This is a genomic window from Polaribacter dokdonensis (genome assembly GCF_024362345.1).
Taxonomy (GTDB): domain Bacteria; phylum Bacteroidota; class Bacteroidia; order Flavobacteriales; family Flavobacteriaceae; genus Polaribacter; species Polaribacter dokdonensis.
In genome coordinates, this window is the sequence record NZ_CP101505.1 from 355,998 (window position 1) to 375,898 (window position 19,901).

Consider the following 19,901-nt stretch of genomic DNA (forward strand, 5'->3'; position numbering starts at 1 on the left):
ACTAATTATAATTTCTACTGCCAAATATTGCACTACCAACTCTAACCATAGTACTTCCGTTTTCAATTGCTAAAGGATAATCTCCACTCATACCCATAGATAAAATTTCTAAATTGCAGTTAGATAATTCTATTGCCTCTTTCTGTTTGTCGAAGAATTTTTTAAGTGATGAAAACTCATTGTTTAATTGATTTTCATCAGAAGTAAATGTAGCCATTCCCATAAACCCAGCAACATTAATGTTTTCTAATGCTGCAAAGTCATCTGAGTGTAAAATAGAATCAATATCAGCAAAAGACAAACCAAACTTTGAATCTTCTTCTGCTATTTTGGCCTGTAATAAACAATTAATTACTCTATTGTGTTTCTTGGCTTCTTTGTTTATTACTTTTAAGGTTTTTAGTTTATCAACACCATGAATTAAATTTACAAAATGAGCCATATATTTTACTTTATTACTCTGTAAATGACCAATCATATGCCATTGAATATCTTTTGGTAAAACATCGAACTTATCTACCATTTCTTGAATTTTGTTTTCTCCAAAAACACGCTGACCTGCATCATAAGCATCTTGTAAATCTTCTACAGGTTTTGTTTTAGAAACTGCAACTAATGTTACGTTATTAGGTAAAGTAGCTTTTATTTTTTTTAAGTTTTCTTGAATCATATTTATAGTTCGTATATGGTTAAAGCACTTCTTAATTTTGGCTCTATAAAAGTTGTTTTTGGAGGCATCAATAAATCTGCATCTACAATATTTTTAAGTTCATCAATTGTAGCTGGTAACATGCCAAAAGATACTTTAAATTCTCCTGTATCTACCTTTGTTTTTAATTCTAAACTGCCAGATTTATTCTGAGAATACACAATTTTAGAATCATTTCTGATGTCATTAATCCCTAAAATTGGTTTTAACACAGTAGTAAATAAAATTTGAGCATCTAATTTGCTCAATTCATCCGTAATTTTATAAATGGAATCTTTTAAACTTAAAGCATAAAATTCGCCATCTAAATACATACTAAATTCATTTTTTTCTGATGGCTTAAATATTTCTTGATGCTTCTTTTTAATTTGAAAAACTTTACCTAATTCTTCTAAAAACTGAGTTGAAGTTAATCCGTTTAAATCTCTAATGAATCTATTAAACTCATAGATATCAACTTGACTTTCAGGTAATAAATAGCTCATGAAATAATTATAAGCTTCATTTCCTGTATGATTTTTATTTTCTGCTGCTAATTTTTTGGCTAGCAAACAAGAAGATGTTGTTCTATGGTGCCCATCTGCAATATATAAAGTAGCAACATTTTTAAAAGCTTCAGATATTAAATTAATTTCTTCTTCATGATTTATAACCCAAAGAAAATGCGTGTTTTTATCTGTAGTTGCAAATTCATACTCAGGTCTTTCTAATTGGTGTTTTTTAATGATGTTTTCTATAACATCATTATCAGGATAGGTAAGTAATACTGGCTCTGCATTAAAACCAGTTTTCTTTAGGTATTTCTCGAAAAGAACCTCTCTTTTTTGAAGTGTATCTTCGTGTTTTTTAATTACATTATTATGATAATCTTCTGCTGCAGTTGCAGAAATTATTCCACAATACGATTTTGTTGGAGTGTTGTTTTGATAAATATAAAAAGCAGGCTTATCATCTTTAGTGAAATAAGCGTTGCTTTTAAACTCACTATATTTTTTATGAACTAATTGAAAACGTTGTTCACTAGAAACTTCTTGATGGTATTTGTAATCTGGATTTAGGATATGCAAAAAACTAAAAGGATTAAAATTTAGTTTGGCACCCAATTCTGCAGGAGTGTAAGCCTCATAAGATTTAGAGGAAACTAAAGCAGCTTTATCTCTACTTGGTCTTACAGCTTTAAACGGTTTTACAATTGCCATTAATTGATATTAGTTTTTATAAAATAAATCTAGTTTAACAATTTAATAATTTGATTTGCTAGTTCTAAACCAGCTCTTTCTTGTGCCTCTTTAGTTGATGAACCAATATTTGGAGAAAGCGAAATTTCTGAGTTCATTAAAAGTTGAACTGCTGGGGTTGGTTCTGTTTCAAAAACATCTAAACCTGCATATTGTACCTTACCACTTTCTATAGCACTTACTAAATCTACTTCGTTTAAAATTCCACCTTTTGCTGTATTTATAAAACCAACACCTTCTTTCATTTTATCGAACTCAGTAGCAGTAATAATATAATCTTCATGATTTGTTAAGTGCAAAGAGATAAAATCTGATTCTTTAAAAACATCATCAATTGCATCTGTATGAATGGTAAAATCTATTTTTTGCTGATTGTAAAAGTCTAAAGTTATGGTTGCTTCTTCAACAAAATCATCATAAGCCATAACATGCATTCCTAAACCAATTGCAATTTTTGCAACTTCTTGGCCAACTTTATCAAAGCCTAAAATACCAATAGTTTTACCTCTTAATTCTGTACCTAAAGCATACGCCTTGTTTAATTCTTTAAAACGCATATCTCCTTCTAAAGGCATTTCTCTATTAGATGAATGTAAAAAACGAGCCATACCAAAAAGATGAGCAAATACTAATTCTGCTACAGAACTTGCTGAGGCATTTTTAGGATTTATTACATGTAAACCATTATCGATTGCAAAATCAACATCTATATTATCCATATTTACGCTTGAGTTTCCAATCAATTTTAAAGATGGGCAAGCTTCTATTAGTTCTTGTCTAATTTGGGTGTTTGAGTTTACTAAAACTCCATCAATATTATTATCATTAATAAAATTTTCTAATTGATTTTGAGCAACTTTAGTAATGTTTACTTCAAAACCTGCTTTTTCTAAAGCTTCGATTCCTTTTAATGTAATTCCGTCGTTTGCTAATATTGTCATTATCTATCTACAAATTGAAATTTTGAAAACCTTAGGTTTGATTTTCAATATATTATTTTAATTATTTCTTTCTAATTCTTGCATTACATCTACTAATGCTTGCACACTATACAAAGGCAAAGCATTGTACATACTTGCTCTGTAACCACCTACAGATCTATGACCATGTAAACCATTAATGTTTGCATCTTGCCACATTTTATCAAACTTCTCAGTTAAGGAGTCATCTGTTAGTACAAAAGTTGCATTCATTGTACTTCTATCTTCCTTGGCTACAATTCCTTTAAATAATGGATTTCTATCAATCTCTGAATATAAAAGTTCAGCCTTTTGATTGTTCACTTTCTCAATGAAAGGTATGCCTCCTAAATCTTTTAACCATTGTAAAGTTAACATCGATACATAAACAGGAAAAACAGCTGGTGTATTGAACATGCTGTCTTTCTCTAAATGTGTTTGGTAGTTTAGCATAGAAGGTATTTGTCTTTCAACTTTACCTAAAATACCATCTTTAATAATTACTAGAGTTGTGCCTGCTGGCCCCATGTTTTTTTGAGCTCCAGCATAAATTAAATCAAATTTTTCAAAATCTAATTGACGAGAAAATATATCTGAACTCATGTCACATATTAAAGGAACATCAGTCTGTGGAAAATCTTTCATTTGAGTTCCTGCAACAGTATTATTACTAGTACAATGAAAGTAATCAGCATCATTAGGTATTGAATATCCTTTAGGTATATAATTGAAACCTTTGTCTTTTGACGAGGCAACTTCTACAATTTCACCAAATTCTTTGGCTTCTTTAATGGCTTTATCAGACCAAGTACCTGTATTTAAATAAGCTGCTTTTTTTTGTAATAGATTATAAGCCACCATTAAAAACTCCATGCTTGCACCTCCATGTAAAAACAAAGCTTTGTATCCTTTATTCTCTAGACCTAAAAGTTCTAAAGCTAAGGCTCTAGCTTTTTCAATAACAGTTACAAATGGCTTACTTCTATGTGAAATTTCTATTAATGATAAATTGTCATCATTAAAATTTAAAATAGCTTCAGATGCTTTTTGTAGAACTTCTTCTGGTAAAATACAAGGACCAGCACTAAAATTGTGTTTTTTCATAACTTATAATTTAGACAAGAATTCTAGTGTATTTACACCATCTGCATAATCTGTTAATTGTGGGTGTTGCGTTTGCCCAAAAGCAATTTCATGTTCTAGAAAGTCTTTTGCTACAATACACTGTATTTTTTCTCTGTCTTCATGTAACTTAATTTTTAAATCAACCTCATTATCATAATATTCGTAAAAAATAGTAGCAATAGGTGAGGAATAACTTTGATCTTCTTTTATCATTAAAAAACCATTTTCTAACAAATCAAACTCGCTCATTAAATAAACAGCCTTGTTATAATCGTAGTTGTTTGCGTATTTAGCATTATTTATAATTTCTTTTTTGGTGTACATTCCATTAAAAAAGGCATCAAAATTATAATTTTTAGGAACATATAATTTAGAAACAGATCTGCATCCTAAACCAAAATATTGAAAAACATCATTTGCTAAACCAATATAATCTTCATCACCTTCATTACCTGTTATAACTGCAACAGAATTTCTACTTTTTCTAATGATGTTTGGTTTGTTTTTAAAATAGTATTCAAAATAACGAGCTGTATTATTACTTCCTGTTGCTATTACAGCATCAAAATAGCTCAATTTTTCTTCAGTAAATGCAATTTTACCTTTAAAAGTTTCTTCCACGTATTCTAAATATTTAGCCAAAAATGGTAGTAAATGTTTATCACTAGAAGATTGTTTTATAATCACTTCATGACCAGAAATTAAAACCGATAAAAAATCATGAAAACCAACCAAAGGTATGTTTCCAGCCATTATTATAGCTACCTTTTTACTGGAATTTTTGGTAAGATTAACCTCTTTAATAAAATCATTTAAATTTTCTGTAGATAATGCTTTAGACCAACTTTGTATAGCAAATAAAATGTTGTCTTTGGTAAACCAAGAGTTATTTTCTTGTGCTAATTTAATTTGATGCTGAAACCCTTCAAAAAATAAATCATTATGCTCAATATTTGGTTTTTTCTCAATCTTATCTGATGAAAACTGACTTAAAAAGTCACCTAATTTTGCGAATGCAGTAATTCTGTTTTGAATACTAGTCATTTATTTGGTTGTCTATTATTTTGGCTTTATTTTTGCAATTGCAAAGGTACAAAAACAGAAAAGAAAATTATGGCAATTATAATAACAGATGAGTGTATAAATTGTGGGGCTTGTGAGCCTGAATGTCCTAATACTGCAATTTACGAAGGTGCAGATGATTGGAAGTATGCAGATGGTACAGACTTAAGTGGAAATATTGTATTACCTAATGGAAAATCTGCAAATGCAGAGGAAGACCAAGAGCCTGTTTCTGATGAAATTTATTACATAGTTGCAGATAAATGTACAGAGTGTAAAGGTTTTCATGAAGAGCCACAATGTGCAGCAGTTTGTCCTGTAGATTGTTGTGTACCAGATGAAGATAATGTTGAAACAGAAGAAGTTTTGTTAGAAAAACAAGCGTTTATGCACAATTCATAAATAAGATATTTTAAAAAAGCCTCTAATTTATTAGAGGCTTTTTTTATTCATATTTTTTTAGATAATTGGTTACCAATTGTCGGTTTTTCCAATGTTTTGTGTTGTATTCACTTACTGATAAGTATTGGTTTTTCTTTATTTTTTTGTCCTTAACAACTTTTTGAACCTGGTCTTTATCCATAGATACTACTTCAGATAAATAAACTTCTCTAATTTCTTTGGTATCCATTTCAATTTTGATATCGAACTTCACTTTATTTTTTGTTTCTGAATTTTCTTTAAACTTTATAGGCCTATGAACGTATGCATAAGCACTTTTAGTTTCTTTAAAGTAAGAGTTGTACACTTTATCCTCTTTATTTTTCTCATAATATAGGGTTACTTTATTTACATCTTCAGAAACCTTTATACCTAAAAGCCATTTTAGGTTCAAGTTCTGACCCTTTTTACCTTCTGCAAATTGATATTCTAATTTTGAAATGGTAAAATCTTTGGGATTAATGAATATTTTACCACTAAATTTTGATTTCGATTTTCTAGGTTTAAAGTTGAGTACATACATTAAATCTGAACCTAAAAATTCATTGCTACTCAAAGAATGATGATAGTATTTGCTGTTTAAAAAGTTTTGTTGCTTTTTGAAATAGAAAAATCGGCCTTTATATTTAGCATTTGTAAAAGCGCTTGTTGCAGAAAACTCGTTAAACGTATTTACCAAATGTAAAGAGTCTGCATCTTGAATTACTTCTTTAATAGACAAAGAGTCTTCTATTTTAAATAACCCTGAACTAATTTTATAGGTTTTATCTTTATCCAAGTTTTTAAGTATTATGTTTTGTAAATCTTCTTGAGCTTTCTTTATCGTTATTTGTTTATTGTTTTGCATAGATTTAAAACCTTGCACAGTATCTATTTTATCTACATTATAATATTTCTTAATTTTCTCTGAAAACACTTTTTTTGTTTTGAATTTCCCATAAAATTCATTGGAAAAAACAGGATCGCTATTTTTTAGGTTGTTGGCATATGCTGCAAGTTCTTTTTCTGCCATTTTTTTCTTCTTTCTGCTAAGAAGTGCACTCTTATCTAAATTTAATTCTAAATTTTTAAAATTGATAATACTATTTTCTCTAACATAAAAATTACTGGTAGAAGCTCCTTTTACATAATTGTTCTTCATACTTCTTAATGTTTTTGCTACAATAGAATCTAAAGATATTTTTTTAAGATTTAGTTTTATCTCTGCAAGTTCATTCACTTTCTCTTCTAGATATACAGTATAGTTTTTAGCCTTAAAATTCTTTTGAGATAAAACCAAAGTCTCGTAATTTAGATTGGTAAATGTAATTTTAGCAACATTAGAAATATCTAAGGTAAATACTCCTTTACTATTTGTGGTAGTTCCGTTTTTTAAATCGGTAACAATAGCAATACCTTCTATTGGCTTTAGAGTTTTTTTACTAAGAACTTTTCCTGTTATTGATTGAGCATTAGAGGTAAAAATTAAATTAGAAAATAGTAATGTAAGAAGTAATTTTTTTATCATAATTTGGTTGATTTTTCATGAAAAGTAATTCAATTTTACTTTTGTAAATAAATATGAGTTTAAGTTTAACAAAGTATTATATTTGCATTCTCAAAATTTAAGAATACTTAACTTAAATTAAGTTAATTACCTTTCTTTTAAACTGTAAATTTTATTTATGAAAGCTGGAATTGTAGGATTACCAAACGTAGGAAAATCAACTTTGTTTAACTGTTTATCAAATGCAAAAGCGCAAAGTGCTAACTTTCCTTTTTGTACAATTGAACCAAACTTGGGAGTTGTAAATGTGCCAGATACAAGAATTGAAAAGTTAGAAGAACTTGTTAATCCTGAAAAAGTTATACCTGCAACTGTAGAGATTGTAGATATTGCTGGTTTAGTAAAAGGCGCAAGTAAAGGTGAAGGTTTAGGAAATCAATTTTTAGCAAATATTAGAGAAACTGATGCAATTTTGCACGTTTTGCGTTGTTTTGATAACGATAATATTATTCATGTTGATAATTCTATTGATCCTGTTAGAGACAAAGAAACTATTGATATTGAGTTGCAGTTAAAAGATTTAGAAACGGTTCAAAAACGTTTAGAAAGAGTTAAACGAACTGCAAAAACGGGTAATAAAGAAGCACAAGCAGAATTAGTAGTTTTACTAAAAATAGAAGATACTTTATTACAAGGTACTTCTGTTAGAGCTTTAGATTTTAATGAAAAAGAAGTTGAGTTTGTACAATCATTACAATTCATTACTGCTAAGCCAGTTTTATATGTTTGTAATGTTGATGAAAACTCTGCAGTTTCTGGTAATGAATATGTAGAAAAAGTAAAAGAAGCTGTAAAAGAAGAAGATGCAGAAGTTATAGTTTTAGCTGTAGGTACAGAAGCAGATATTACTGAATTGGATGATTATGAAGAGCGTCAAATGTTCTTAGCAGATATTGGCTTAGAAGAAGCTGGTGTTTCACGTTTAATACGTTCTGCATATAAATTATTAAACTTACAAACCTATTTTACTGCAGGTGTTAAGGAGGTAAGAGCATGGACAATTCCTATTGGTTCTACAGCACCTCAAGCTGCAGGAGTAATTCATACAGATTTCGAAAAAGGATTCATTAGAGCAGAAACTATTGCTTATGAAGATTATGTTACTTATGGTTCTGAAGCCAAAGTAAAAGAAGCTGGTAAAATGAGAGTAGAAGGTAAGGATTATATAGTTAAAGACGGAGATGTTATGCATTTCAGGTTTAACGTATAATTGCTTAACTATCTAAAAAAACCATTTAACTATTAAATTATACCATTCGAATAATAATTGAAAAGCAACATTCATTAATTGTTTAGTTTTGAAGTGTTAAAACGTACAATTATGATGTTTCTTTTAATTAAAGTTATTCTGTTAAATACTTTCGCTTTTGGTGTGTTAAAATATGCCATGACAATTTTAGTATTCTTTTTAATTTTTGCAGGAGCAAATACTCTTTTAGAGAGAGCAAAAGAAAATAAAGCGCTTAAGAACGAATTACTAATAAATAAACATTAAAAAATATTCAATAGAATGCTTGCGTAAAAGCAAGTAGTGTTTGATAGCACAACCCCTACTTATATTAAGTATCAAAACCTCAATGATCCCTAGTTATTGAGGTTTTGTCTTTTATATAATAGTATGTTTTATTTATTGTAAAATGGTAATTTTACAACAGTAGCAGGTATTGCTTTTTTTCTTATTTGTATCAGAATTTGTGAACCCATTTTTGCAGAAGCAATAGGTACATAACCTAAACCAATTCCTTTACTTAAACTAGGACTCATGGTTCCTGAAGTTACATTACCAATTGTATTACCTTCTTCATCAACAATATCATAACCTTGTCTTGGTATTCCTCTTGCATTTAGTTCAAAAGCTACAAGCTTTCTTGAAGGTTTCTCTTCTTTTTGTTTAGCTAAAGCATCAGCATTTACAAAGTCTTTGTTAAATTTTGTAATCCAACCTAAACCAGCTTCTATAGGAGAAGTGGTGTCATCTATATCATTGCCATATAAACAATATCCCATCTCTAAACGTAAAGTGTCTCTTGCAGCTAAACCAATTGGTTTAATTCCAAATTCAGCACCAGCTAAAAATACACGATTCCAAATTTGTTCTACTTCAGAGTTTTTACAATAAATCTCAAATCCACCTGAACCTGTATAACCAGTTGCAGAAATAATTACATGCTCTATTCCAGCAAAATCTCCGACTTTAAATTTGTAGAAAGGAATATCTGCTAAATCTAGAGAAGATAAAGACTGCATAGCTTCTACAGCTTTAGGTCCTTGTATAGCCAATAAAGAATAATCATCAGATAAATCTTTAAGATCAGCTCCAAACTCTTCATTATATTTAGAAATCCAATTCCAATCTTTTTCAATATTAGAAGCATTTACCACTAATAAATATTGATTATCTTTAATTCTGTAACAAATTAAATCATCTACAATTCCATTTTCTGTATTAGGGAAACAACTGTACTGAGCATCACCAATTGCTAATTTAGAAGCATCATTAGAGGTTACTTTCTGAATTAACGCTAAGGCATTTTCTCCAGAAACTAAAAACTCACCCATATGACTTACGTCAAAAACACCAACAGATTCTCTAACTGTTAAATGTTCTGCAGTTACGCCTTCATATTGTACGGGCATATTATAACCAGCAAAAGGTACCATTTTTGCTCCCAATTTCTCATGAACTTGATGTAAAGCAATATTTTTCATTTGTAGATTTCTTTAATTTTTGGCTAAATTATTGAAAAATCAGCAATAACCAAGCACTAAATTTCTGTTAATATTTGTACTTAAAAAAGAATTAATCTTACATTTGAGTTTATAATCTATAAATAAATTTTCATGAAGGTTTTTAAATTTTTATTAGTTCTGTGTTTGGTATTTTCTGTAGAATCTATTGCTCAAGTCCCAACAGATTTTTTATCAAAAGATTTTCATAAGGATAGAAGAGATGTATTACGTTCTAAAATGCCAAAGAATTCTGTGGCTGTAGTTTTTGCAAATCCATTAAGAAATAGAGCAAATGACGTAGATTATGTGTTTCATCAAGATCCTAACTTTTATTATTTAACTGGTTATAGAGAACCAAATGGAGTTTTAGTTCTTTTTTCTGAAGAACAGACAGATGCTAAAGGCAATACTTATAATGAAATTTTATATGTACAAAAAAGAGATGCTAGAGCAGAACAATGGAATGGAAAACGTTTAGGAGTAGAAGGTGCTAAAAATGAGTTAGGATTTAAAATGGCATTTAATGCATCAGAATTTTTAAGTACGAATATTGATTATAAGAAGTTTGATAAAGTTTTTATAGAAAAGTTTAATGACGATTATAGAAATTTAGGAGGTGCAGATATTTTTGATTTGGTAAAATCATTCAAAATAAAAGCAGCATATAATCCTGATGCATACCTTTCTAGAATGAAAGAGTATGTGTACAGTAATGTTGCACAAACACCTGTAGAAAGCAGTGCAAATGTGATTAATATCATAGACCGTTTATCAACTAGATCTGAAGAAATTAAAGATGATAAGTTGTTGAATGCCTATAAAACTGCAGAGTCAGATGCTATTAGAAAAAAAGTTCAGCAAAAAATTTCATTAGCATTAAAACCTAAAACCAATATCGATTTAAATTTTTTACCTACTAATTTAGCTACAATGCGTGAAGTTAAAACTGCAGAGGAAGTAAAATTGTTAACCAAAGCAGTTAGAATTTCTGCTGTTGGACAAATTGAGGTAATGAAAGCGATGAAACCTCATATGTCTGAAACTGAATTACAAGGTATTCATGAATTTGTATACAAAAAATATGGAGCAGAGTATGAAGGGTATCCTTCAATAGTTGGAGCAGGAAATAATGGCTGTATTTTACATTATATAGAGAATAACAAAACTAAAGTTGGTAACGATTTGGTTTTAATGGATTTAGGTGCAGAGTATAGAGGTTTTACAGCAGATGTTACACGTACAATACCTGCAAACGGAAAATTTACCAAAGAGCAAAAAGAGATTTATGATTTGGTTTATGAAGCTCAAGAAGCTGGTATTGCTTTATATACAGTTGGTACGAGTATGGGAGCACCAAATCAAGCAGCAAGAAAAATTATAAACGAAGGTTTATTTAAATTAGGTATCATAAAATCTGTAGATGAAAGACATAATTATTTCCCTCATGGAACTTCTCATCACATTGGTTTAGATGTACATGATCCAGGAAATTACAATACGTTTGAAGAGAATATGGTAGTTACTATGGAACCTGGAATTTACATACCTGATGGGAGTCCATGTGATAAAAAATGGTGGGGAATAGGAATACGTATTGAAGACGACATTTTAGTAACCAAAAACGGACCTGTGAATCTATCTGAAGAAGCACCAAGAACTACAGAAGCTATTGAAGCAATGATGGCTAAAAAATCAGTTCTAGATGAATTTATTTTGCCAGATTTAGATAAATAATGGGTAAAACTGCAATTATTTTAGGTGCTACAGGTTTAACTGGAAATCTATTGCTTGAGCAATTAATAACTGATAATAATTATTCAAAGATTAAATTATTTTCAAGAAATTCTGTTGATGTTACATCAGATAAAATTGAGGAATTTATAATCGATTTATTAGCGTTAGAAGATTCAACCAAAGACTTTGTTGCAGATGAAGTTTTTTGTTGTATTGGAACAACAGCTGCCAAAACCAAAGATAAAAAATTGTACAAAGCAATTGATTATGGAATTCCTGTTACTGCAGCAAAGATTGCAAAAGAAAATGGCATTGCCACTTTTATAGTGATGTCTTCAATGGGTGCAGATAAAAATAGTTCTGTTTTTTATAATAGAACAAAGGGAGAAATGGAACGTGATGTTTTAAACCAGCGTATAAACAATACTTATGTTTTAAGACCATCTTTAATAGGTGGAAATCGAAATGAGTTTAGGTTAGGAGAAAAGATGGGACAAGGAATAATGCGTGTTTTTAATCCACTTTTAGTGGGAAGTCTAGAGAAATATAAAATGATTCATCCAGAAAAAATAGCTACTTGTATGCGAATTTTGGCCAACACAAAACCTATAGAAACTATTTTTAGTTCGGATAAAATTCAAGAAATAGCAAATACAAAATAATGAGTAAAGAGCAACCAAACAATCCTTTGCATGGTATTAAATTAGCCACAATTTTAGAAGAATTATATTTAGAGTATGGTTGGGAAGAATTGGGCTATGCCTTAAATATTAATGCATTTAAAAATAATCCTACCTATAAATCGTCGTTAAAATTTTTAAGAACTACACCTTGGGCTAGAGAAAAAGTAGAACAATTTTATGTGAAAAATATGATAGATTAATTAGAAATAATTTTGATAACTAACTCTTTCGTCAATGGCTTACCATTGGCGATTTTTTTTATGTTATCAAATGTAAACACAAAATCACAGCCAGATTTATAATTAGAACATCCATAAGCAGTTTTACCTTTTAAAATAGTTCCTGTACTACATTTAGGACAACTAATTTTTTCGCTAACAGTAGATTTGTTAGATTCGTTGATTGGCTTTAACTTGGGTTCTAATTTAATGTTATAATCATCATCAAAACGTAATAAGCCTTCCGTTTTTTTACCATCTAAAGCAAAACCTTTTAAATTTGTAGTACATCCTTTATCTAAAAGTCTAATTATTTGATTTTCAGATAATTTTTTATCATATAGAACAAAAGGGATTTTTAAATTGCAGTTATTTTTATACTCAGAACAGCCAAAAGCAGATGACCCTTTTAATAATTTTCCTTTTTTACATTTAGGGCAAGTTTTACCAGCAACTTGTTTTTTACTTTTAGCTTTCGTTTTAGTTTCAGGCTGGTTAGATTTTTGATTTTCTGAAGATATTCTCTTTTTTACTTTATTAGAACGTACTTCATAAACCAATTCATCTACCATTTTTTTCATATTGTTAATGAAAGTACCTGCATTGAATTCTCCACGTTCAATTTCCTTTAAACGCTTTTCCCATCTACCTGTTAATTCAGCAGATTTTAGCAGTTCATTATCAATAATATTAATAAGATCAATTCCAGTTTGTGTTGGTAAAACCAACTTTTTCTTACGCTCTATATATTTTCTACGAAATAAGGTTTCTATGATGCTTGCTCTGGTTGATGGTCTACCAATACCATTTTCTTTCATTAACTCACGCATTTCATCATCATCAACCTGTTTACCAGCAGTTTCCATTGCTCTAAGTAAACTAGCTTCGGTATAATTTCTTGGTGGTTTTGTCTCTTTTTCTAAGAATGAAGGTTCATGTTTCCCTTTTTCTCCTTTAACAAAAGAAGGTAGAGTTGTAGCTGCATTTAGCTCTTTTTTTACTGCAGATTCTTTCTTTTCAAAAACAACTCGCCAACCTTTATTGATAATTTCTTTACCAGTTGTTTTAAAAGGTACTTCTGCAGCTTTACCAATTACAGAAGTATTGGAAACGTCAGAATCAGGATAAAAAACTGCAATAAATCTACGCGTAATTATATCGTAAACTTGTTGCTGATTATATTGTAAGTTTCCTTGAATTCCAGTAGGAATTATTGCATGGTGATCTGTAACTTTTTTATCATCAAAAACACGTTTGGTTTTCTTTATTTTATTGCCCAAAAGTGGTTGTGTTAACTCACTATAATTGGTTAATTTTGATAGAATTCCATGAATTTTAGGATACAAATCGTTAGGTAAAAAGGTTGTATCAACTCTTGGATAAGTAACTACTTTCATTTCGTACAATTTTTGAACCATTTTTAAAGTTTCATCTGCAGAAAATCCGAACTTATTATTACAATACACCTGTAAACCAGTTAAATCAAATAGTTTAGGCGCGTATTCTTTTCCTTTCTTTTTAGTAACAGAAACAATTTCAAAATCAGATTGTGCAACTTTATTAGCTAAAACTTGTCCATCTTCTTTTTTTAAGAAACGACCATCTTCATAATTAAAAAGTGTGTTTCTGTATGTAGTTTGTAACTCCCAATAAGGTTGTGGCTTAAAATTCTGAATTTCAAAATAACGATTTACCAACATTGCTAGAGTAGGAGTTTGTACCCTACCTACAGACAATACTTGCTTATAGCCTCCAAATTTGACAGTGTATAAACGTGTTGCATTTAAACCTAAAAGCCAGTCTCCAATTGCTCTAGAATAGCCTGCATAATAAAGATTATCATATTTGTCTGAAGACTCTAGGTTGTTAAATCCATCTTTTATGGCTTCTTCAGTTAGTGAGGATATCCATAAACGTTGTACTTTGCCCTTATAATTACATTGATTGATTACCCATCTTTGTATTAATTCTCCCTCAGTTCCTGCATCACCACAATTTATAACAACATCTGCTTTTTCAAATAAAGATTTTACAATATTAAATTGTTTTTTAATTCCAGAATCGCCAGTAACTTTAGTATCAAAACGTTCTGGAAGCATGGGTAAATTATTTAAATCCCAGCTTTTCCAATGAGGTTTATAATCTTTAGGTTCTAAAAGTGTACACAAATGCCCAAAAGTATAAGTTACTGCATAACCATTACCTTCATAGAAGCCATCTCGTTTTGTTTTGGCTCCTAGAATGGTTGCAATTTCTCTTGCTACACTTGGTTTCTCTGCAATACAAACTTTCAAAATCTATTGTGTAATTAAATAATTTACATCTATAATTTCGAAGCTGGTTAAACTTCCTAGGTTTAAAGAACTTTCTACATCATAAGTGATTTCACAACTAGAATTAGCTTGTAATTCTAAACAATTGCTTGTGTTTGCACTGGAAGAAGTAAAGGAATCATTATTGATTCTAGTAGTTACATATGGAATGCCTTTAACATTGGCATCACTTAAATTACTGATGGTTATTTTATAAGATACTCTGCTAGTATTATTACCAGTATCTGGTATGACAATCAACTCAGTAACTTCATAAGAAAAATCGTTTAACCTTGGTAATTCTTCAATAGTTTCTGCCACATCTGGTTCTGGAAAATCGCAATCTACAACTCGAGAAATTTCTGGTATAATTGTGGTTCCTGTAGGAGCTACAATTGTATAACTATATTGAACTATAATAGTTTTTTTACAATCCTCTTCAGAACTGCTACAAGACAATATGAAAACGAAAATAAATAATAATAATGCTTTTCTAAAAAGAGTCATTCTGAAAAATTATATTCTCCAAATTAACTAATTATTTTCTCAAAAGCCAATCTTTTTGCATTATAACTTGTGTAAATAATTCCACAATATTGATAACCAAGTTTCTTTATAAGAGATTGCATACCCAAATTATCTTCATGAGTATCAATTTTTAAACTTTTAATATTTTTATTTTTTAATTGTTGATGAAAATCATCAAATAAAAAAGTAGCTAAACCTAGTTTTCTGTATTCCTTTTTAATAGCTAATCTATGAACTACTCCATAAGTTTCTTCTTCAGAATTAAGCCATTTACCATCAATGACTTCTTTATAAGTTGGTTCTTTTCTTAAGGTGAACATTGAAGTTGCCATGACTTGATTATCGTCATTTACAACTACATAACTTTCCTCTTTTTCGATGTCGTTTTTAACCTGCTCTTCATTAGGATAACCATTTTGCCATTGATCAATATTTTGAGATGCTAAGTAGGCTTTTGCATCGTCTATAATAGTCATAATGCTTGGCACATCCTTTAAGGTAGACTGTCTAATCTTCATCCAATTTATAATTATATCATTTTAAAATCTAGTAGCAATTCACCATTTATAGAACATTGTAATTGATCACCTTTAAAAATCTCTCCTTTACCTAAGGCTGGTGTTCCTGTAAAAATTAAGTCTCCAGGTTGTAAAGTCATATATTCAGAAATAAAAGAAATAATATCAGCAAAATCATTAATCATATAAGCTGTGTTACTTTTTTGCTTTTCTTCTCCATTTATTTTTAAATCAAAATCTATGTTGCCTAAATCATAGTTTTCAATAGATTTAAAGGTAGAGATAGGTGCAGCACCATCAAAACCTTTTGCAAACTCCCAAGGATGTTTTGTTTCTCTGGCCTTCGTTAAAATATCTTTGGCTGTATAATCTATACCAATAGCAATTTCGGAAATGTAAGAATTTGCATTTTCTTTAGTTATATTTTTACCTTCCTTTCCAACTTTAACCACTAATTCAACCTCATAAATTAATTCGTTGGTAATTTTAGAAGGATACTCAACATCGCAATTAACAGCCAAGCTAGACTCTGGTTTAGAAAAAATAAACTTTTTACCTTTCTTTTTTTCTGGAATGTCTTTTAAGTCTGTTACGTAATTGCTACCTATACCTAGAATTTTCATGTGTTGGTTTTTTAATTAGAGTAAATGTAAAAAAATATCCACTAAAAAAATATGTTCTTTAGTGGATTTTATAAATTTTGAAATGTTGTTCTAAGCTGTTACTTCTGCCTTTTCTACTTCTTTTTTTGATGGAAGCTCAACATTTTCTTGATTGTTTAAAATATCTTGAATGGTTTGTCTTTTTCTAATCAAATAATCTTTACCATCTACAAGCATAACTTCTGCAGGTAAATAACGCGAATTATAGTTAGATGCCATTGAAAAACAATAAGCGCCTGCATTATGGAAACATAATACATCTTCTTCAGAAATTTCTGCAATTCTTCTATTAGATGCAAAAGTATCTGTTTCACAAATGTAACCTACAACAGAGTAATAACGATCTCTACCTTCTGGATTAGAGATGTTTGTGATATGATGATATGAATCATACATCATTGGTCTTACTAAATGATTAAAACCAGAATCTACATGCGCAAAAACGGTTGATGTTGTTTGTTTTACAACATTTACTTTTGCAAGAAAAACACCAGCCTCTGAAACTAAAAATTTTCCAGGTTCGAACATTAAAGTGATGTCTTTACCATAATCTGCACAGAACTCATTGAACCTTTCAGAAAGTTGAATTCCTAACTGTTCAATATCTGTAGAAATATCTCCTTCTTTATAAGGCACTTTAAAGCCACTTCCAAAATCGATAAAATCAATATTTTTAAATTGACGAGCTACATCAAATAAAATATCTGAAGCACGTAAAAAAGTGTCAATATCTAAAATATCAGAGCCTGTATGCATGTGAATACCATTGATATTCATACCTGTATTTTCAACAACTCGTTTTATATGTGGAACTTGATGAATAGAAATTCCGAATTTAGAATCTATATGACCTACAGAAATTTTAGAATTTCCACCAGCCATAATATGTGGGTTGATTCTTACACAAACAGGAATTTCTGGATGTTTTTGGCCAAAAATTTCTAAGATAGATAAATTATCAATATTAATTTGAACTCCTAATTTTGCCACTTCTTCAATTTCTTGTAAAGAAACTCCATTAGGTGTGTAAATAATATTTTTAGGGTTAATTCCTGTAGTTAAACCCAATTGCACTTCTTGATAAGAAACAGTGTCTAAACCTGCACCTAAGTTTTTAAAGAATTTTAAAATATTTACATTAGATAGTGCTTTAACTGCATAATTTAATTTAAGATTTTTTACGTTACTAAAAGCGCTTGTTAATCTATTGTATTGAGAAGCAATTTTATCTGTATCATAAACATATAAGGGGCTTCCATATTTATTTGCTAATTCTATAAGTTGAGTGTTTTCCACAATTCATCATTTTAATTCTGTTCAAAAGTAACTAAAATTAGTAATCAAGAAGTATTTGTTTAAAAATACAACATATTGTTTTTTTTTGTGATTTTTCTGTTTTCGCTTTTCGCTTTTTCATTGTTCGAAATTAGCTAAAAGCAAAAGGCAAATAGCCCAAAGCCAAAGGCAAAAAACCGTTGAAATCCTGTTGATAACTAATTAATTTAGCTATTTTATTTTTAGGATGATAATCCTATCTTGCAAATACTTCAATCCTAATAATAGTAAGCGATTACATGAGTAAAGAAACAAAATATACAGAAGATAATATTAGATCATTAGACTGGAAAGAGCATATTAGAATGCGTCCAGGAATGTATATTGGAAAATTAGGTGATGGTTCTTCTGCAGATGATGGTATTTATATTCTAGTAAAGGAGGTTTTAGATAACTCTATAGATGAATATGTGATGGGTGCAGGTAAAACCATCGAAATTTCTATACAGGGTAGCAAAGTTACTGTTCGTGATTATGGACGTGGAATTCCTTTAGGAAAAGTGGTTGATGTTGTTTCTAAAATGAATACTGGAGGGAAGTATGACTCTAAAGCCTTTAAAAAATCTGTAGGTTTAAATGGAGTTGGTACAAAAGCAGTAAACGCACTTTCTTCATACTTTAGAGTAGAATCTTCAAGAGAAGGAAAATCGGCTTCAGCAGAATTTAGTCAAGGAAATTTAGAAAACGAAGAATTTTTAGAAGAAACTTCACGTAGAAAAGGTACTAAAGTTTCATTTGTACCAGATGAAACCATATTTAAAAACTACAAGTTCAGAAATGAATACGTAGCTAAAATGTTAAAAAATTATGTATATCTAAATCCAGGATTAACCATAATTTTTAACGGCGAAAAATTCTTTTCTAAAAACGGATTAAAAGATCTACTTGAAGATAATAACAATACAGATGATATGCTGTATCCTATTATCCACTTAAAAGGAGATGATATAGAAGTTGCACTAACTCATAGTAAAACGCAATATTCAGAAGAGTATTATTCTTTTGTAAATGGTCAGCATACAACTCAAGGTGGTACTCATCAATCAGCTTTTAGAGAAGCTATTGTAAAAACCATTCGTGAATTTTATGGTAAGAATTTTGAGGCTTCAGATATTCGTAAATCTATTATTGCAGCAATTGCTATAAAAGTGATGGAACCCGTTTTTGAAAGTCAGACAAAAACAAAATTAGGTTCTACAGATATGGGTGGAGATTTACCTACAGTAAGAACTTATATTAACGATTTTGTAAAAACAAAGTTGGATAATTATCTGCATAAAAATACAGAAGTAGCAGATAAGCTTCTAAAGAAAATTGTTCAAGCAGAAAAAGAGCGTAAAGAACTTTCAGGAATTCGAAAATTAGCTAGAGATAGAGCTAAAAAAGCAAGTTTACACAATAAGAAACTACGTGATTGTAGAATTCATTTAGGTGATATTAAAAAAGAAAATTATTTAGAAACTACGCTATTTATAACAGAGGGAGATTCTGCTTCTGGTTCTATAACAAAATCTAGAAATGTAAACACACAAGCTGTTTTTAGTTTAAAAGGGAAACCTTTAAATTCTTATGGATTAAGCAAGAAAATTGTTTACGAAAATGAGGAATTTAATCTTTTGCAGGCAGCTTTAAATATCGAAGATGGCTTAGAAGATTTAAGATATAATAATATTGTAATTGCAACAGATGCAGATGTTGATGGTATGCATATTCGTTTGTTATTAATTACATTTTTTCTGCAATTTTTTCCAGAATTGATAAAAGAAGGGCATTTATATATTCTTGAAACACCATTGTTTCGAGTAAGAAATAAAAAACAAACGTTCTATTGTTATTCAGATGAAGAAAAACGAGAAGCCATAGAAAAGTTAAAAGGAAAACCAGAAATTACTAGATTTAAAGGTTTGGGTGAAATATCACCAAATGAATTTGTTCATTTTATTGGTGATGACATTCGTTTAGATCCTGTAATGTTAGATAAAGAAATGTCTATAGAACAAATGTTGCAATTCTATATGGGTAAGAATACACCTGATAGACAAAAATTTATCATCAATAATTTAAAGGTTGAATTAGATTACGTAGAAGAGGAAGTTTAGAA

General features: G+C 29.7%; 19 protein-coding genes. 7 read left to right on the top strand and 12 right to left on the bottom strand.

The features are described from left to right. Window position 1: 1 nt before the first annotated feature. From LPB302_RS01650 to LPB302_RS01670, 5 genes are read right to left on the bottom strand one after another with little or no spacing between them, the layout of a single operon-like run. A complete protein-coding gene (locus LPB302_RS01650; protein ID WP_053974613.1) occupies window positions 2–670 on the bottom strand; it encodes a YggS family pyridoxal phosphate-dependent enzyme in 669 nt (222 codons plus the stop codon). A 2-nt stretch (window positions 671–672) separates the two neighbouring features. Then, window positions 673–1,908 (bottom strand): DUF1015 domain-containing protein, encoded by a 1,236-nt coding sequence (locus LPB302_RS01655; protein WP_053974614.1) that lies wholly within the window; start codon window positions 1,906–1,908, stop codon window positions 673–675. Window positions 1,909–1,937: 29 nt separating this feature from the next. Further along, window positions 1,938–2,888 carry a D-2-hydroxyacid dehydrogenase gene (locus tag LPB302_RS01660; protein ID WP_053974615.1) on the bottom strand — a complete coding sequence of 317 codons (951 nt, stop codon included), beginning with the start codon at window positions 2,886–2,888 and terminating at the stop codon, window positions 1,938–1,940. Between the two features lie 57 nt (window positions 2,889–2,945). Continuing rightward, the gene (serC, locus tag LPB302_RS01665) at window positions 2,946–4,010 is read right to left on the bottom strand and encodes a 3-phosphoserine/phosphohydroxythreonine transaminase (RefSeq protein ID WP_053974616.1); all 1,065 of its coding nucleotides are present in this window, start codon (window positions 4,008–4,010) and stop codon (window positions 2,946–2,948) included. Between the two features lie 3 nt (window positions 4,011–4,013). Then, window positions 4,014–5,075 (bottom strand): acyl-CoA reductase, encoded by a 1,062-nt coding sequence (locus tag LPB302_RS01670; RefSeq protein ID WP_053974617.1) that lies wholly within the window; start codon window positions 5,073–5,075, stop codon window positions 4,014–4,016. 69 nt (window positions 5,076–5,144) lie between these two features. Here LPB302_RS01670 and LPB302_RS01675 point away from each other — a divergent pair, with 69 nt between their 5' ends. Then, window positions 5,145–5,495: a 4Fe-4S dicluster domain-containing protein gene (locus tag LPB302_RS01675; protein ID WP_053975343.1), complete on the top strand. Its 351-nt coding sequence runs from the start codon at window positions 5,145–5,147 to the stop codon at window positions 5,493–5,495. A 43-nt stretch (window positions 5,496–5,538) separates the two neighbouring features. Here LPB302_RS01675 and LPB302_RS01680 read toward each other — a convergent pair whose 3' ends face one another. Next, window positions 5,539–7,041, bottom strand: coding sequence for a carboxypeptidase-like regulatory domain-containing protein (locus LPB302_RS01680; RefSeq protein WP_053974618.1), 1,503 nt, complete (start codon window positions 7,039–7,041; stop codon window positions 5,539–5,541). A 157-nt stretch (window positions 7,042–7,198) separates the two neighbouring features. On the opposite strand from LPB302_RS01680, the gene ychF reads away from it, so the two are divergent. Next, complete coding sequence (gene ychF / locus LPB302_RS01685) at window positions 7,199–8,290, top strand: redox-regulated ATPase YchF (protein ID WP_053974619.1); 1,092 nt, start codon at window positions 7,199–7,201, stop codon at window positions 8,288–8,290. A gap of 111 nt (window positions 8,291–8,401) precedes the next feature. Next, complete coding sequence (locus LPB302_RS01690; RefSeq protein WP_157593845.1) at window positions 8,402–8,575, top strand: hypothetical protein; 174 nt, start codon at window positions 8,402–8,404, stop codon at window positions 8,573–8,575. A gap of 128 nt (window positions 8,576–8,703) precedes the next feature. On the opposite strand, the gene gcvT is transcribed toward LPB302_RS01690, so the two are convergent. Continuing rightward, window positions 8,704–9,789, bottom strand: a complete 1,086-nt coding sequence (gcvT, locus tag LPB302_RS01695) for a glycine cleavage system aminomethyltransferase GcvT (protein WP_053974620.1) — start codon at window positions 9,787–9,789, stop codon at window positions 8,704–8,706. Between the two features lie 132 nt (window positions 9,790–9,921). Here gcvT and LPB302_RS01700 point away from each other — a divergent pair, with 132 nt between their 5' ends. Genes LPB302_RS01700 through LPB302_RS01710 form a run of 3 tightly spaced genes read left to right on the top strand, consistent with a single transcriptional unit; the run spans window position 9,922 to window position 12,427 of the window. Beyond that, window positions 9,922–11,544, top strand: a complete 1,623-nt coding sequence (locus LPB302_RS01700) for an aminopeptidase P N-terminal domain-containing protein (RefSeq protein WP_053974621.1) — start codon at window positions 9,922–9,924, stop codon at window positions 11,542–11,544. Then, window positions 11,544–12,206, top strand: coding sequence for an NAD(P)H-binding protein (locus tag LPB302_RS01705; RefSeq protein ID WP_053974622.1), 663 nt, complete (start codon window positions 11,544–11,546; stop codon window positions 12,204–12,206). Before LPB302_RS01700 ends, LPB302_RS01705 begins: the two co-directional genes overlap by 1 nt. Then, complete coding sequence (locus LPB302_RS01710; RefSeq protein WP_053974623.1) at window positions 12,206–12,427, top strand: VF530 family protein; 222 nt, start codon at window positions 12,206–12,208, stop codon at window positions 12,425–12,427. The genes LPB302_RS01705 and LPB302_RS01710 overlap by 1 nt, the downstream gene beginning before the upstream one ends. Here the strand turns inward: LPB302_RS01710 and LPB302_RS01715 are convergent. The 5 genes from LPB302_RS01715 to lysA all read right to left on the bottom strand — a co-directional run bounded on the left by LPB302_RS01715 (window position 12,424) and on the right by lysA (window position 17,761). Then, window positions 12,424–14,739: a DNA topoisomerase 3 gene (locus LPB302_RS01715; protein WP_053974624.1), complete on the bottom strand. Its 2,316-nt coding sequence runs from the start codon at window positions 14,737–14,739 to the stop codon at window positions 12,424–12,426. The two genes, LPB302_RS01710 and LPB302_RS01715, sit on opposite strands and share 4 nt — an antisense overlap. Before the next feature lie 3 nt (window positions 14,740–14,742). Then, entirely contained in the window at window positions 14,743–15,264 is a 522-nt protein-coding gene (locus LPB302_RS01720; RefSeq protein WP_053974625.1) for a hypothetical protein, read from the bottom strand. Between the two features lie 23 nt (window positions 15,265–15,287). Beyond that, complete coding sequence (locus tag LPB302_RS01725; RefSeq protein WP_053974626.1) at window positions 15,288–15,803, bottom strand: GNAT family N-acetyltransferase; 516 nt, start codon at window positions 15,801–15,803, stop codon at window positions 15,288–15,290. 11 nt (window positions 15,804–15,814) lie between these two features. Then, window positions 15,815–16,426, bottom strand: a complete 612-nt coding sequence (locus LPB302_RS01730) for a fumarylacetoacetate hydrolase family protein (RefSeq protein ID WP_053974627.1) — start codon at window positions 16,424–16,426, stop codon at window positions 15,815–15,817. A gap of 90 nt (window positions 16,427–16,516) precedes the next feature. Continuing rightward, the gene (gene lysA, locus LPB302_RS01735) at window positions 16,517–17,761 is read right to left on the bottom strand and encodes a diaminopimelate decarboxylase (RefSeq protein ID WP_053974628.1); all 1,245 of its coding nucleotides are present in this window, start codon (window positions 17,759–17,761) and stop codon (window positions 16,517–16,519) included. 278 nt (window positions 17,762–18,039) lie between these two features. On the opposite strand from lysA, the gene LPB302_RS01740 reads away from it, so the two are divergent. Continuing rightward, complete coding sequence (locus LPB302_RS01740) at window positions 18,040–19,899, top strand: DNA topoisomerase IV subunit B (protein WP_053974629.1); 1,860 nt, start codon at window positions 18,040–18,042, stop codon at window positions 19,897–19,899. Window positions 19,900–19,901 lie beyond the last annotated feature (2 nt).